The 13,316-nt window shown below is 70.2% G+C and carries 11 protein-coding genes and 4 pseudogenes; 3 read left to right on the top strand and 12 right to left on the bottom strand.

The genetic code is table 11. The features are described from left to right. From ACZ6C1_RS04030 to ACZ6C1_RS04000, 7 genes are all read right to left on the bottom strand, one after another. On the bottom strand, positions 1–386 hold a 386-nt coding region (locus ACZ6C1_RS04030), incomplete at its 3' end, for an acetyl-coenzyme A synthetase N-terminal domain-containing protein (RefSeq protein ID WP_469238158.1). A 194-nt stretch (positions 387–580) separates the two neighbouring features. Beyond that, a complete protein-coding gene (locus tag ACZ6C1_RS04025; protein WP_469237413.1) occupies positions 581–1,189 on the bottom strand; it encodes an RBBP9/YdeN family alpha/beta hydrolase in 609 nt (202 codons plus the stop codon). Further along, a complete protein-coding gene (locus tag ACZ6C1_RS04020) occupies positions 1,186–2,472 on the bottom strand; it encodes an MFS transporter (protein WP_469237411.1) in 1,287 nt (428 codons plus the stop codon). Before ACZ6C1_RS04020 ends, ACZ6C1_RS04025 begins: the two co-directional genes overlap by 4 nt. Before the next feature lie 93 nt (positions 2,473–2,565). Continuing rightward, a complete protein-coding gene (locus ACZ6C1_RS04015) occupies positions 2,566–3,483 on the bottom strand; it encodes a TauD/TfdA dioxygenase family protein (RefSeq protein ID WP_469237409.1) in 918 nt (305 codons plus the stop codon). Between the two features lie 101 nt (positions 3,484–3,584). Continuing rightward, complete coding sequence (locus ACZ6C1_RS04010) at positions 3,585–4,559, bottom strand: quinone oxidoreductase family protein (protein WP_469237407.1); 975 nt, start codon at positions 4,557–4,559, stop codon at positions 3,585–3,587. Between the two features lie 95 nt (positions 4,560–4,654). Beyond that, a complete protein-coding gene (locus ACZ6C1_RS04005; protein ID WP_469237405.1) occupies positions 4,655–5,713 on the bottom strand; it encodes a beta-keto acid cleavage family enzyme in 1,059 nt (352 codons plus the stop codon). 323 nt (positions 5,714–6,036) lie between these two features. Continuing rightward, positions 6,037–7,062 carry an AraC family transcriptional regulator gene (locus ACZ6C1_RS04000; RefSeq protein WP_469237403.1) on the bottom strand — a complete coding sequence of 342 codons (1,026 nt, stop codon included), beginning with the start codon at positions 7,060–7,062 and terminating at the stop codon, positions 6,037–6,039. 185 nt (positions 7,063–7,247) lie between these two features. Between ACZ6C1_RS04000 and ACZ6C1_RS03995 the strand changes: the two genes are divergently transcribed. The 3 genes and pseudogenes from ACZ6C1_RS03995 to ACZ6C1_RS03985 all read left to right on the top strand — a co-directional run. Next, on the top strand, positions 7,248–8,360 hold the full coding sequence (locus tag ACZ6C1_RS03995; RefSeq protein ID WP_469237401.1) for a TauD/TfdA family dioxygenase: 1,113 nt from the start codon (positions 7,248–7,250) through the stop codon (positions 8,358–8,360). Positions 8,361–8,385: 25 nt separating this feature from the next. Beyond that, positions 8,386–9,879, top strand: a complete 1,494-nt coding sequence (locus ACZ6C1_RS03990; protein ID WP_469237399.1) for a long-chain-fatty-acid--CoA ligase — start codon at positions 8,386–8,388, stop codon at positions 9,877–9,879. A 92-nt stretch (positions 9,880–9,971) separates the two neighbouring features. Next, positions 9,972–10,194, top strand: a pseudogene (locus tag ACZ6C1_RS03985) (site-specific integrase); the annotation flags it as partial. 63 nt (positions 10,195–10,257) lie between these two features. Here the strand turns inward: ACZ6C1_RS03985 and ACZ6C1_RS03980 are convergent. The 5 genes and pseudogenes from ACZ6C1_RS03980 to ACZ6C1_RS03960 all read right to left on the bottom strand — a co-directional run. Next, a complete protein-coding gene (locus tag ACZ6C1_RS03980) occupies positions 10,258–11,436 on the bottom strand; it encodes a barstar family protein (protein WP_469237397.1) in 1,179 nt (392 codons plus the stop codon). A gap of 165 nt (positions 11,437–11,601) precedes the next feature. After that, the gene (locus ACZ6C1_RS03975; protein ID WP_469237395.1) at positions 11,602–12,381 is read right to left on the bottom strand and encodes a hypothetical protein; all 780 of its coding nucleotides are present in this window, start codon (positions 12,379–12,381) and stop codon (positions 11,602–11,604) included. A 143-nt stretch (positions 12,382–12,524) separates the two neighbouring features. Next, positions 12,525–12,722 (bottom strand): annotated as a pseudogene (locus ACZ6C1_RS03970) (leucine zipper domain-containing protein); the annotation flags it as partial. After that, positions 12,719–13,040, bottom strand: a pseudogene (locus tag ACZ6C1_RS03965) (hypothetical protein); the annotation flags it as partial. The pseudogenes ACZ6C1_RS03970 and ACZ6C1_RS03965, both read right to left, overlap by 4 nt. 2 nt (positions 13,041–13,042) lie before the next feature. After that, positions 13,043–13,202 (bottom strand): annotated as a pseudogene (locus tag ACZ6C1_RS03960) (MerR family DNA-binding transcriptional regulator); the annotation flags it as partial. Positions 13,203–13,316 lie beyond the last annotated feature (114 nt).

The raw sequence follows: 13,316 nt of genomic DNA, 5'->3' as shown, positions 1-13,316 counted from the left end.
GTGGTGGTGGTCCCCCCCCCCCCCCCCCCGTCCCCCCCCCCCCCCCCCCCCCCCCCCCCCCCCCCCCCCCCCCCCCCCCCCCCCCCCCGCAACTGCCCCCACGAGATATCGACGGGGGTGCCTCCCTCCACCACGGTGACCAGCGCCGGACGCGTGTCGGTGGCCTGAGCGAGGCACCGCTCGGCGAAGTTCAGCCGGGCGCCGGGAAACCAGGAGGCTCCCGGCATCGATGCGTCGCCCAGCACCTCATCGTATCCGGTGACGGTGTCCAGGCCGTAGAACTCCCACACCGCCGACCAGAACCCGGGCAGGTCGGTGGAGCTCCACCGCCACAGCTCGGCGTAGTCGGCGAAGCGCAGCCCCCGGACCTCCTCCAGCCATTCCATGAAGCACGCGACGTTGGAGTCCTCCAGCTCGTGGCGACCGGGTGACCACAACAGGTCGGTGTCCGTGTTCATCGTTGCCTCTCCGGGGGCTGCACGGTGGGTGGGGTTGCCTACGGGCTTACGGTGGCCTACGGGCCTACGGGCCTACGGGCCTACGGGCCTACGGGCCTACGGGCCTACGGTGGCCCGCGGGCCTACGAGGCCGGCTTCGGAGCCGTACGGGACCAGCCCTGCTCGAGCGCCTCGACCAATTCCTCGGCTCCGGGCCATGGGCCGTAACCCGAGGCGGGGTTGAGGTGTCCGACGTCCCCGAGTTCCACAAGGCGGCTGCCCCAGTTCCGGGCCAGCTCCGCGACGCGTTCCAGGGAGCCGAGAGGATCGGTCGAACTGGCCGCGACGATGCTGGGGAAGGGGAGGGTGCGGCGGGGCACCGGGGTCCAGCCGAACTTCTCCAGCTCCTCCGGGGTGGGGTAGCCGTCCGGGAGGGGTGTCTCGAAGTCCGGGGGTGCGGCCAGCAGGGCGCCCCGGACGTCGGCGCCGTGCCATTGGGCCCACTGCACCGTGGTCATGCAGCCCGCGCTGTGGGCGACCAGCAGGACCGGTCCGGTGATCTGTGCCATCACCTTCACCAGGTTGGCGACGTGGGAGGGGCGGCTGAGACGGTTCCCGGTCAACGGTGGAACGGTGCGCACGGTGCGGCCGGCGTCGGTGAGCCGCTGGGCCAGCAGCGTCTGCCAGTGCTCCTCGACGTGGTCGCGCATGCCGGGGACGATCACGACCGTCGGCTGTGTGGTCGGGCTCACGCGGACACCTCCGACGGTTCCTTGGGCTCCGCCGCCGGGGCGAGGCCGGTGAGGCGGCGCAGATCACGTGCGTACCAGCGGCGGCCGATCAGGAAGGCCACCGTGGCCCCGATCGCCACGAGGGGGACGAACTGCAGCGCGCGGAGCAGGCCGAGCCGGTCCGCCAGGAACCCCGTCACGGCCGGGCCGGGGGCGAGACCGAGCAGGCTCTGGGCCAGCGTGAGGGTGGCGAACGCGGTCGCGGCGACGGCCGCGGGCGTCAGGTTCGCCACCATGGCTGCCCCCGGCCCGGCCGTTCCCGCGCACAGCAGGGCCCCCAGGGCCAGCACCAGAAGCTGCACCGGACCGGCCGGCAGGCGGAAGGTGATCATCAGCAGGATCAGGGATCCCATGCTGCAGCTGATGGCGACAGCCCACTTCCGGACCGGGAACCGTCGGCTGAGCCTGTCCGACGCGATCCCGCCGAGGATCATGCCGACTCCTATGACCAGGGCGAAGAGACCCGCGGTCGCCCCGGCCTTCGCGGTCGGCATGTCGTAGTAGCGGTTGAAGTAGCTCGGCAGCCAGGCGATGAGCGAGCCCGCGATGAACAGCTGCAGACCGCTGCCGATGTAGGCGCTGACCACCGAGACGGAGGAGAACAGGCGGGGCAGGAGAGTTTTGAGCTGACCGCGTGCGGCGCCGCTGTCGCCCGTGTCGGCCGATTGCCCCTGTGGCGTCAGTTTCCGCTCCTTGACCACGATCGCGTAGATCAGGGCGAGCACCAGCCCGAAGACGCCCATCACGCCGAACGCCCAGCGCCAGCCGAACTGCTGGGCGACGGCGCCGCCGATCGCGACTCCCAGGACCGAGCCGAAGGCACCCCCCGCGATGAAGGCACCGGAGAGGGTGGCCCGCATGGCGATGGGGAAGATGCTCAGCACGACGGCGATGCCGACGCTTCCGTAGGCCGCCTCGCCTATGCCGACGAAGAGCCGGCCGAGGAACATCTGGCCGTAGCTCGCCGCCACCGCGCAGCCCAGGGTCGCCAGGCTCCACATCGTCGCGGCGATGACCAGGGACTTCACCCGGCCCCAGCGGTCGGCCACCAGCGAGAGGGGGAAGGTGAGGAGGCCGACCATCAGTGCCACGATGCCGCTGAGCGAACCCAATTTCGCGTCGGACAGCAGCCATTCGGCTTTCAGCATCGGAAAGACGGCGTTGAGCACCTGTCGGGACATGTAGTCGGACAGCAGGAGCCCGAAGCTCAGCGCGAAAACCACCCAGGCGTAGCGCCGGGACACGGGCCACCCCGAGGAGGCAGTGGCCCCCGGGACGGACTCCGCAGCGTTGTGAAACCCCATTGTCATCACCTCGACTGCTTCTGAAGGGAAGGGTCAGAACGGTCTGTCGCCGACGATTCCCGCGCGCTCCATCTTGCGGACGGCGGGCCAGTAGTCCTGGACGGCGTAGTGCTGTGTGGAGCGGTTGTCCCAGATGGCCACGCTGTTCTTCCGCCAGCGGAAGCGGACCTGGTACTCGGGGACCGCGGCCTGGCTGATCAGGTAGTTCAGCAGGAGGTTCGCCCCGGGCGCGTAGTCCTGGCCGAAGCGGACGTTCTCGGGCGTGTGGTAGTTGACGAAGTGGGTCGTGAAGGCGTTGACGAAGAGGATCTTCTCGCCGGTCTCGGGGTGGGTGCGGACCACCGGGTGCTCGGCGTCCGGGAACTGTGCCTTCAGGGCGTGGCGCTTCTCCTCGGGCATGACGGCGCCGAACGTCGCCTCGATGCTGTGCCGGGCGCGCAGGTCCGCGATCTGCGTCCTGATGTGCTCCGGCAGGCGGTCGTATGCCTCGGCCATGTTGACCCAGATCGTGTCGCCGCCCACCGGAGGTGACTCGATGCAGCGCAGCACGGCTCCCATGGAGGGGTTCTCGCGCCAGGTCCCGTCGGTGTGGAGGGCGTTCTCGTAGTGCTCGGCGGGGCTGTCCAGGTCCTTGTAGATACGGACCAGACCCGGGTGGTCGGGGTCACTACCGGCGACGGGGTGGTCCTCCAGCTCACCGAAGCGCCGGGCGAAGGCGACGTGTTCGGCGCGGGTGATGTCCTGGTCGCGTACGAACAGGACCTTGTACCGCAGCAACAGGCACTTGATCTCGGCGAAGAGGTCGTCGTCACGGGCGGCGTCGGCGAGGCTCACGCCGGCGATCTCGGCACCGATGGTGCAGGTCAGCGGCTCGACCTCGATCGAGGTACGGAGCACGCCCGGGCGCACCAGGGCGGGAGCGGGTTCGTTGGGGCGGAGGGTCGGGGGCATGGTGCACACTCCTGGGGTGAAGGTCACTCCTGGGATGAAGGCCGGTCTCGGGTCGGTAGTCGGTCCGGGACGAAGGCAGGTCCCGGGATCAAGGTGGGTGTTCAGACGAGGAGGACGGAGGAACCCGTGGTTCGTCCGGCTTCCAGATCGAGATGTGCCTGTGCCGCGTCCTTGAGGGGGTAGCGCTGATTGATCTCGATCGTGATGCGTCCGGAGGCGACGTGACCGAACAGTTCGCCTGCCAGGGCGTCCCGCTCCGCGGGGTCCGCGATGTAGTCCGCCAGCGCGGGGCGCGTGACGAACAGGGAGCCGCTGACGGCGAGTTGCATGGCGTCGATCGGCGGCACGGGGCCGGAGGCGGTGCCGAAGCAGACCAGCAGACCGCGGCGCTCGAGCGAGGCCAGCGAGCCGGCGAAGGTGTCCTTGCCGACGCTGTCGAAGACGACCGGCACTCCGGCACCGCCGGTCAGTTCCCGCACCCGCTCGGCCACGTTCTCACGCCGGTAGTAGACGATGTGCTCGCAGCCGTGGGCCCGGGCGACCTCCGCCTTCTCCTCGCTGGAGACCGTTCCGATCACGTTGATGCCGAGCAGCCTGGCCCACTGCGAGACGATCAGGCCGACACCCCCCGCCGCCGCGTGGAGCAGCACCGTGTCGCCCGCCTTCAGCGGGTGGATCCGGCGCAGCAGGTACGCCGAGGTGAGTCCGCGCATGGTCATCGCGGCGGCGGTCTCGCAGCTGATCGCGTCAGGCAGCTTGATCAGGTGCGAGGCGGGCATGACCCGCTCAGTGGAGTAGGCGCCCAGCGGGCTGCCGGTATAGGTCACGCGGTCGCCCTCGGCGACGTGGGTGACGCCCTCGCCGACGGCTTCGACCACGCCGGATGCCTCGACGCCGATGCCGTCGGGCAGCCGGACCGGGTAGAGACCCGTACGGAAGTACGTGTCGGCGAAGTTGAGGCCGACGGCTACGTGCCGGATGCGCACCTCGCCCGGACCGGGGGCGCCCACACTGACCTCCTCCCACGTCAGGACGTCAGGGCCACCGGTTTCGTAGAAGCGGACGGCGTGTGCCACGGGGTGCTCCGATTGCTCGTGTGTGGGACTCGTGTGTGGGGATTCGCGTGTGGGGATTCGTGTGCGGGGACTCGCGTCCGGCGGCGGCTGCCGGGTCAGCTCGTGAGGTCGCGCAGCATGAAGCCGCGCCGGCCGGGCAGGCGGTTCGGGACCATGCCCAGACGGGCGAGGGTCTCGTCGGCGTCCGCGTAGTGCTCGCCGATCTTGTAGATCTCCCTGGCCTCCGGGCCGGTCGCGATGTCGCGTCCGAGGGCGTCCGCGATCTGGACCATCTGCTCGATCTGCTCGACGGACGACATCCGCTCGCCCTTGCGGCGCCACAGGTTGTCCTCGTTGCCCACCCGGACGTGCACGCCCAGGGCGATGGCGATCGCGTTCATCGGCGCCACCGCGCGCATGGAGCTCTCGATGGTGAGGACCGCGCCGTCCGGAACGCGGCGGATGAACTCGATCAGGTCGGCGGGGTGCCGACCGGCGAAACCGCCGCCGATCGCCACGTAGTTGAGGACCAGGGGGCCGGTGTGGATGCCGGCGCGTATGAGGCGCTCGACGGTCTCCAGTTGGGCCATGGTGGCGAGCTGGAAGTGCGGCTGGATGCCACTTTCCTTCAGGCGCTCGAGGTGCTCGAGGTAGAAGTCCGGGCCGGCCTCGACGACCATGTCCCGGTAGGCCCGGTAGTACTCCGGCTTCGCGATCGAGGTGCCCTCCAGGTCGTCGTCCGTCATGATCTCGACGATGTTCATCTGGCTGGTGTTGATCGCGATGGTCACCTGGTCCGGCGCGGGGGTGAGGTCGGCCAGCAGGTGGCGGGTGTCGTAGCTGAGCCACTTGGCGTCGGCGCCCTCGCCCTCGGGGGCGAAGGAGATCGACCCGCCGATCTGGAGGACCATCTCCGGCACGGCCTCGCGCAGCCGGCCCATCAGCTCGTTGAACATGGACATCCGCTTGGAGCCCTTGCCGTCGAGCTCGCGCACGTGGATGTGGAGAACCGTGGCACCGGCGTTGTAGCAGTCGACGGCCGCCTGGACGTGCTCGTCCATGGTCAGGGGCAGGTCGTCGGCGTCGCCGGGCAGCCATTCCGGCCCGTACGGGGCAGCCTGGATGACCAGCTTCTCCTGGTTCTCGGGGAAGAGCGAGTCGTCGTGGAAGTGCACGGTCCTTCTCCTTCGCGTACGGATGATCACTCAGCGTGTCCACCGGCGTCCGTGGTGTCGGAGCACTCGGACGGCAGGGAGTGAAGTGGGTCGGGGAGAACGTCGGTCGCACAAGCCCGGTTGCGGTCGGCCGGCCCGGAGGGGAGCGTGCTGCGGGGGAGTGGCCCGGCTCCCCTCCGGGGGCGACCACCTTGTGTGCGGTGCAGCCAAGGTAGAGCGGGGTGAACCCGGCTGCTTGACCCGTGGTGACGGTCAACTTGTCATTTGGGGACAGTCGGGCCCGGCGGCAGAGGCGCCGGCCGTGTGTCGTCCTGTCGTGGGTGTCAGCCCCGGCCGGGGTCCTGCTCCCGGACCTTCTCCTTGCGCCACTCCCTCGGGCTGCACCCGAACTGCTCGCGGAACCACCGGGAGAAGGCGCTCAAGGACGAGAAGCCCAGGAGGTCGGAGACTTCCGTGAGCGAACGGCGGGGACTGGCCACGACCTGCTCCGCGAGCCGCATCCGCGTGGCGTTGAGCAGCGACGAGAACGTCTCGCCCGAGTGCGCCAGATGACGGTGGACGGTGCGCCGGTCGACGCCGAGGCTGCGGGCGACCTGCTCGATCGAGCACCGGCCGGTCGGCAGCAGGGCTTCGATGAGCTCGCGCACCCGGTCCGCCACCGAGGTGTCCCGGGGAGTGGCGGCGATGGCGTCGAAGTACTGCCGGGCGTAGTTCCGGAGTTGCGGGTCCGCCATGGCGTTGGGGGCGTCGAGGTCGTCGGCGTAGAAGACCATGCCGTCGAACTCGCGATCGAACTCGAGGCCGGGGCCGAACAGGCGGCGGTGCCGAGCGGAGTCCGCCGGAGCGGTGTGGGCGAACCACACGGAGAGCGGTTGCCACCGTGCGTCGAGGAATCCTCGCAGAATGCGGGTGAAGGCACCCACGACCAGCTCCGTGGCCTGCCGGGCCGGCGCCGTCTCACCGAGCCGGAGGTCGACCTTGAGGGTGGCCAGGCCGTTCCGCTCGGACAGACGCGTGTGCAGGAGTTCGTTGTACATGTGCTCGTGCCGGAGCAGCAGGCCCAGCGCACTGCGTACGTCGGGCTCCTCGCGGACGACCAGGCTGATGGGGCCGAGGTTGGAGAAGCGGCGGAGCTCCGCCATGCGCAGGCCGAAGTCGTCGTGGTGCGAGGCGGCCGCTGAGAGTTCCAGCAGCCGGACGGCGGCCGGGCCGGAGATCCATCGGTCTTGGACGGCGAGGTCCGCGGTGTCCAGGCCCACGCGCTTCATCAGCCCGTGCGGGTCGACGCCGAGGGAACGGCTCAGCTCGACGTAACCGTTCAGCGCAGCGGTACGGACAAGGGGCCTCATGGCGTACTCCAGGTACTAGGTCCCGAGAAGTTAAGTATTCCGTCCCGTCCCGTCAAGCGGGGAGAGTGCGCGGACCCTACCATCCCCCTCAGTGCCGCCCCGGCGAACGGTTTCGTCGCGGCGGACGCGCCCGGGGTGAGGCAGGTCCGGCGGACGGGGCGACCCGTCGTCACACGGAGGCGAACATGCCCGACATGACAGACATCAGGGACATGGCGCGCGAGTCCTTCACGGGTCCGGCCGTCTGGCACGGCCCGGACCTGGCGGACCGCGAGGACTGGGTCCTGCGGCTCTCGGGCCGGCAGATCGGGGAGCTGACGACGGCGCTGCGGACAGCGCGCAGAAGAGATGCCACCCTGCTGAGGATGACCGCCGCGGACTTCCCCCTCCCCACACTCGCCCGTGCGCTGGCAGGTGCCGCCGAAGTGCCTGCGGCCGGACGAGGATTCGTCCTGATCAAGGGAATCCCGGCCGGTGAGTTCAGTGAGGCGGACGTGGGCACCGTCCTCCGGGGCATCGGCCAGTACCTGGGGCGCCCCGTGCCGCAGAACGCGGACGGCCACACGCTCTGCCACGTCCGGGACACCGGGAATACGGCGGCCGAACCCGGGGCTCCCGGCCACCGGACCCGGGGGGCGGTGCCGTTCCACACCGCCGAGTCGGATCTGCTCGGCCTGCTCTGCCTGAGGCCGGCCCGCTCGGGCGGAGACACGTCCCTTGTCAGTGCGGCGGCCCTCCACAACGCGGTGGCGGACCTCCGCCCCGATCTCGTGGAGCGCCTGTACCGCACCCACTTCTTCGACCGGCGTGACGAGCATCCGCCCGGCGAGCGCCCCTACCTGGCCGCACCCCTCGCGGCCAGGTACGGCGCGGTGCTGAGCATGCGCTACGACCGGCGCCGCCTGGAGGCGGCACGCGGCCTTGCCGGTGTGCCCGAGCCGGAAGCGGCGGACACGGAGCTGTACGACCTGCTCGACGCCCTGGCCGCCTCCCCCCGCCTCCGGCTCGACCTCCGCCTCCAAGCCGGCGACCTGCTGCTGGTCGACAACCACGCCGTTCTGCACGCCCGCTCGGAGTTCGAGGACGGCGACGACCCCGCACACAAGCGCCACCTGCTGCGCCTGTGGCTGGCCCGGCACGCGGACACCGGTCCGCCGGGCGCGACCACCCTCGGCCCACGTGCCATGGAAGTACGCCGCGGGGTCACCCCACGCGACGTCATCCGGCCCCGGAGCCTGCGGACCACCCGCCTCGGCACCGGACGCCTCGACCGTCGCCGGCACCGTGCCGACGGCTGAGCCGAACAGAATGGAGACTGCCGACATGACCAACCTCGCCGCATTCCTGGTGAACTCCGCGGCGGCCCGTCGCGATCAGGTCGCCGTACGCCACGACGACACCACCCTGACCTACGCCGAACTGGACGACGCGAGCGCCAGGTTCGCCGCGGTGCTGCGGGAGCGTGGTGTGCAACCGGGGGACCGCGTCGCCATGACCATGCCGAACGTGCCGCTGTTCCCCGTCGTCTACTACGGGATCATCCGGGCCGGAGGCGTGGTCGTGCCGATGAACCCCCTGCTCAAGTCGCGGGAAGTGGCCTACGTCCTGCGCGACTGCGGGGCCCGCGTCACGGTGACGTTCCCGCTGTTCGCGGAGGAGGTGACGAAGGCCGCCGCCGAGGTCGGGGCCGAGTGCCTGGTGACGGAACCCCCGGCGTTCCACGACCTGCTGACGGCCGTCGAACCGCTGTCCGGCGTCGTCGACCGGGCGGACGACGACCCCGCGCTGATCCTCTACACCTCGGGCACCACCGGTACGCCCAAGGGAGCCGAGCTGACGCACCGTAACCTGGTCTCGAACACCGCCACCACCGCCGAGACGCTGTTGCACGTCGGCCCCGACGACGTCCTGTTCGGCGGCCTGCCGCTCTTCCACGCGTTCGGACAGACCTGTGCGCTCAACACGGCCGTGGCCGCGGGAGCGACGCTGACGCTGCTGCCACGGTTCGATCCGCAGCGGGCGCTGGAGATCATGCACCGTGACGGGGTCACCGTCTTCCTCGGCGTCCCCACGATGTACTCCGCGCTGCTCCACGCCGAGCTCCCCGAAGGCTTCGACGCCTCCCCACTGCGCCTGGCCGTCTCGGGCGGCGCCGCGATCCCCGTGGAGGTGCTGCACGGATTCGAGCGGCGTTTCAGCGCCACCGTGCTGGAGGGCTACGGCCTCTCCGAGACCTCGCCGGTGGCCTCCTTCAACCACCCGGACCGCCCGCGCAAGGCCGGCTCCATCGGGATGCCGATCCGCGGGGTCGAGATGAAGCTCGTCGCCGAGAACGGCTCCGAAGTGGGACCGGGCGAAGTCGGCGAGATCGCGATCCGCGGTGAGAACGTGATGAAGGGGTACTTCAACCGTCCTGAGGCGACCGCGGAAGCGGTCCGCGACGGATGGTTCCACACCGGAGACCTGGCCCGCGTCGACGAAGAGGGGTTCTACTTCATCGTCGACCGCAAGAAGGACCTGATCATCCGCGGCGGCTACAACGTGTACCCGCGGGAGATCGAGGAGGTGCTGTACGAGCACCCTGCCGTCGCCGAGGCCGCGGTCGTCGGTGTGCCGCACGAGGTGCACGGCGAGGAGATCGCGGCGGTGATCACCCTTCGCAGCGGTGTTCACGCGACCGCCGAGGAGATTCGCGACTACGTCAAGGAACGGGTGGCGGCGTACAAGTACCCGCGGATCGTGACCTTCACCGCGGAACTCCCCAAGGGCCCCACCGGCAAGATCCTCAAGCGCGAGATCGTCGTCACCCCGCGCTGAGGTTTTTGTGTGTACGGCGGGACCTGCCCATGTGGGGTGAGTCGCGATCCTGGAGCCGGTGACAGTGCTGTTCTGGTGGGCGGGCGCCGGCGGTCCACTGGGACGCGGGCACCGCCCGGCTGGGCAAAGGCCGCAGCCGCGGGCCCGTGTCCGTCACCCACCGCCGTCCCGGGCCCACCGCCGTCCCGGCCCCGCCCAGGTGGTCAGCGCGCGACGTGTGCCCGGACACCGGGGCCGGCCCGCCTGTACCACGGACAGGCCCGCGCGCTGCTTGATGAGCACACCGCTGTGCGCGGGCCTGGCACTGGGTGGGACCCGAGTGCCGCCATTCCGGCCGACCCACCTCGGTGAGGCCGGGGGCCGGCCCGCTCCCGCGGCCTACCGGAGCACGACCGTGACGCCGCACCGTTCGAGGAGTTGCACGGTCTCCTCGAAGTAGGAGAGCCGACCCTCCGGATCCTCCACGACGTCCGCCAGAGCGTGGCGGGCGACTTCGGAGTCGTGCCAGGTCAAGGTGAAGGGCGGGGCCACTCCGAATCCACCGCACAGGCAGTCCTTGAAGGCGTTCCACTCCCGGCCGAAGTAGCGGCCGGGCCCGAGCAAAGCCTCGGCGATCGCGCAGTGCAGTCCGGGGACGTCCGTGACGAACCGGCCGTCGAGGTGGTACTCGCCGCCGGAGCGGTCCGGTCGGGGCGCGGGCACCCTCCAGGCACGGGTGGTGAGGTCGAGCCAAGCGGCCCTGCCCCGCGAGTCGTACGGCGCCCACATGTTGGGTGCTGCCGGCGGGCCCTGATACCACTCCGACCAGACCGAGAGGGCCGCCGGCGATGGTCGATCGGCGCCGCCATCGGTGAGGGTGATGTCTTCCAGCCCGTCGCCGAGCACAGACGGGCGCGCTCCGGTGATGGCCAGGCTCACGGAGCACGAGGCCATCACAGCGCCATGGCGATCCAGAACCTGGAGATCGGCCCAGCCCCGTGCCCAACGGCGTGGTCGCTGAGTCCCCACGAGCAGTGGCTCCGTGGCCTCGCAGCCGATCAGCTCCATCGGCACGGGGGCCGGGTCCGCCCGCGGCTCGAACAGGCCGTCAACGGCAGAGCACCGGCCCGCGCTTGCAGCAGTGACCGTCGTTCCCGCGAAAAGCTCGAAGCGTGGTGTCGCAGGTAGTTCGAAGAGGCTCTCCTCGTTCCTGACGCCGGCACCGAGCACTATGTCGTACCGCGCCGGGTCCCCGGGGTGAGGCTGATGGGCCACCACGACCGCATCGACGAGAGTCCACCACTGCACGGGCCGCTCGTCGTCCCAGACCTCGACGCACACGTCGCCCAGACCCCGAAACGAGACGCCGGGTTCGGCCAGGACCTCACTCAGGAGGCCGTCGGGAGCGCATCCGCGGAGGGTGAGGACCTCCCGTGGCGGCGGGACCGGGTCGACGAACAGCCCTTCGACACCCGCGCACCTCCCCCAGAGCTGTTCCACGCCGTGCTCGTCCTCCTGGACCAGGAGGTACTTCACCGGGAAGCCCCGGTCCCACCCGGCATGATCTGCGATGCGCACCCAACCCCCGAACGTGTGAGCAGTCCTTGCGCCTACGATACGGACCCTCCCGGCCCGGCCGGGAAGGGGACGGGCTCCCGAGTGCGGTCACGTCTCGTCGCCGACGCCCGGATCACGTAGGGCCGCAGGCCACCGGGTGCAGGCGGCGATGTTGGTCGCACCCGCTCAGCCCACCGAAGTGTTCCGTGTCGCCTCGCGTGCTTCGGTGAGCGCTCGCTGCCTGAGATTGCCGCCGAACAACTGAATCGTGGTGGCGGCCAGGACGTCATCCCTGCCGATCGTCCGTCCGTCCCCCCTGCGGGTGGACGGGGCCCGGAAGGAATCCTTGAAGGACGGGGGTTGGGCCGGTTCGTCCGGCGTCACCAGGGTGACCGTACCGAAACGTTTGGCCCCGTCCTCGCGGACGACCATGGCCGCGTCCCGGGCGAGGTCCGTCAGGAACACGCTCGCGATTCCGTCCAGGTCGCGGACCATCGCCGGGACGGCCGTCACCCCCTGGCTCCGCAGCAGCTTCTTGACCCCGGCCTCAAACCTGTGGGCACCGACCACAGCACTCGGTCTGCGCGACCTGCTGCGCCTACGAGAAGGCACGATGACACCCTCGGCGTCGTACAGGGCACCCGTCAGGCCTTGAAACGTCGGGCTGTGGTCGTACCACTTGTTCCCCACCTCGAGCTCGACGTTACGGTCGATCGCCGAGAGAAGGTCCCCGGGAATCAGCTTCCTCCGGGCCTCCGCCGCCGCGGCTTTCCTCGCGCCGTCGATGATCTCCGTCAACACGGTCCGCGTCACCGACGCGGCGGCCCACGCGGCCGACCGAGAGACGTGCATCGGGGTCACGTCCCTGAACACCGCTTTGACGAGAGAAGGCTTGAAGGGCGAGACATCCCTGACCGAAGCGGCCTGGGGACCGCTGCGCCCAGGGCGGGCGGGGTGTGTGGTCATCGGAAGAAACGCTCCCTGCTGTCGGAGTTGTCAGAGGGCCATACTTCACCACGCAGACCCGCTCTCTTCGGCCCAACCCCCGTCGAAGCGGCACCCGCGACTCTTCTGCGAGGGCGAGGGCGAGGACTTCGGACGGTGCCGCGGGTCGGCTGGTGGTGCGGCGTGGACGAGCGGTCTTCCACCCCGAGTTCACCATGGCTCCGGTGTCGATTGACCCACTTCGAAGCGCCCATCCCGAACACCCCCCTCTCGGCCGCCACATGAGCAATCCGTCTCGTCCGGCAACGCTCGACCGGTCGACGGCGTCCCTCGACGGTCAGGGGCGCGTTCCGGTGCGTCATCCAGCGGGGCCAGGCGCGGAGGGCCGCTTGGTGGTGTCCCGCCGGGAGATGGCCTGCGCCACCTCATCAAGGGCGGTGCGCAGGAGGGAACCATAGGCGTCCTGACGGCGGTTGGGGGCGTGCTCTCTGGCCGCGTTGATGTGCTCGGTGGCCGCCGGTGAAGGACCCGAGCCGGCGGTAGTTGTCGGCCAGGTTGAGGTGGAGGGAGGGGTAGAACCCGGCGATGTGGAGGCCGGCATGGTGCTCCTGGACGCGCTGATCGGTCACGGCGTCGGCAGCGTCCAGGGCCCGGACGTCCCAGGCGAGGGCCTGGGCGGGACCCGTGCGACCTGGTCGGCGCCGTAGTAGCGGTAGCCCGAGACCGGGTCCACTTCGGCAGGGGGGCAACAGCCCGGAGTCGGCGTAGAACCGCAACGCGCTGGAAGTCAGACCACTGCGCTGGGCAAAGACCCCGATGGGCATCAGCTCGGAATTCGGCACGTCGCCATCATTGAGCTTCAGCCAACTCGAAGGTCGACACCGGCATGGGGCGCCATAGACGTGAGCCCCCCGGGCTTCGTACAGCCGGCCCTTGAGCGGCCGCGGGGCGGGCTC

Source organism: Streptomyces sp. NPDC041796 (genome assembly GCF_055590785.1).
The sequence above is the reverse complement of the archived record's forward strand: the minus strand, read 5'-3'. Positions and strand labels throughout refer to the sequence as shown.

What these genes read in the sequence shown, in the direction of transcription:
- ACZ6C1_RS04015 (WP_469237409.1), bottom strand. Translation starts at nt 3,483, where the DNA reads ATGCCCCCGACCCTCCGCCCCAACGAACCCGCTCCCGCCCTGGTGCGC.
- ACZ6C1_RS04000 (WP_469237403.1), bottom strand. Translation starts at nt 7,062, where the DNA reads ATGAGGCCCCTTGTCCGTACCGCTGCGCTGAACGGTTACGTCGAGCTG.
- ACZ6C1_RS03995 (WP_469237401.1), top strand. Translation starts at nt 7,248, where the DNA reads ATGCCCGACATGACAGACATCAGGGACATGGCGCGCGAGTCCTTCACG.
- ACZ6C1_RS03990 (WP_469237399.1), top strand. Translation starts at nt 8,386, where the DNA reads ATGACCAACCTCGCCGCATTCCTGGTGAACTCCGCGGCGGCCCGTCGC.
- ACZ6C1_RS03975 (WP_469237395.1), bottom strand. Translation starts at nt 12,381, where the DNA reads ATGACCACACACCCCGCCCGCCCTGGGCGCAGCGGTCCCCAGGCCGCT.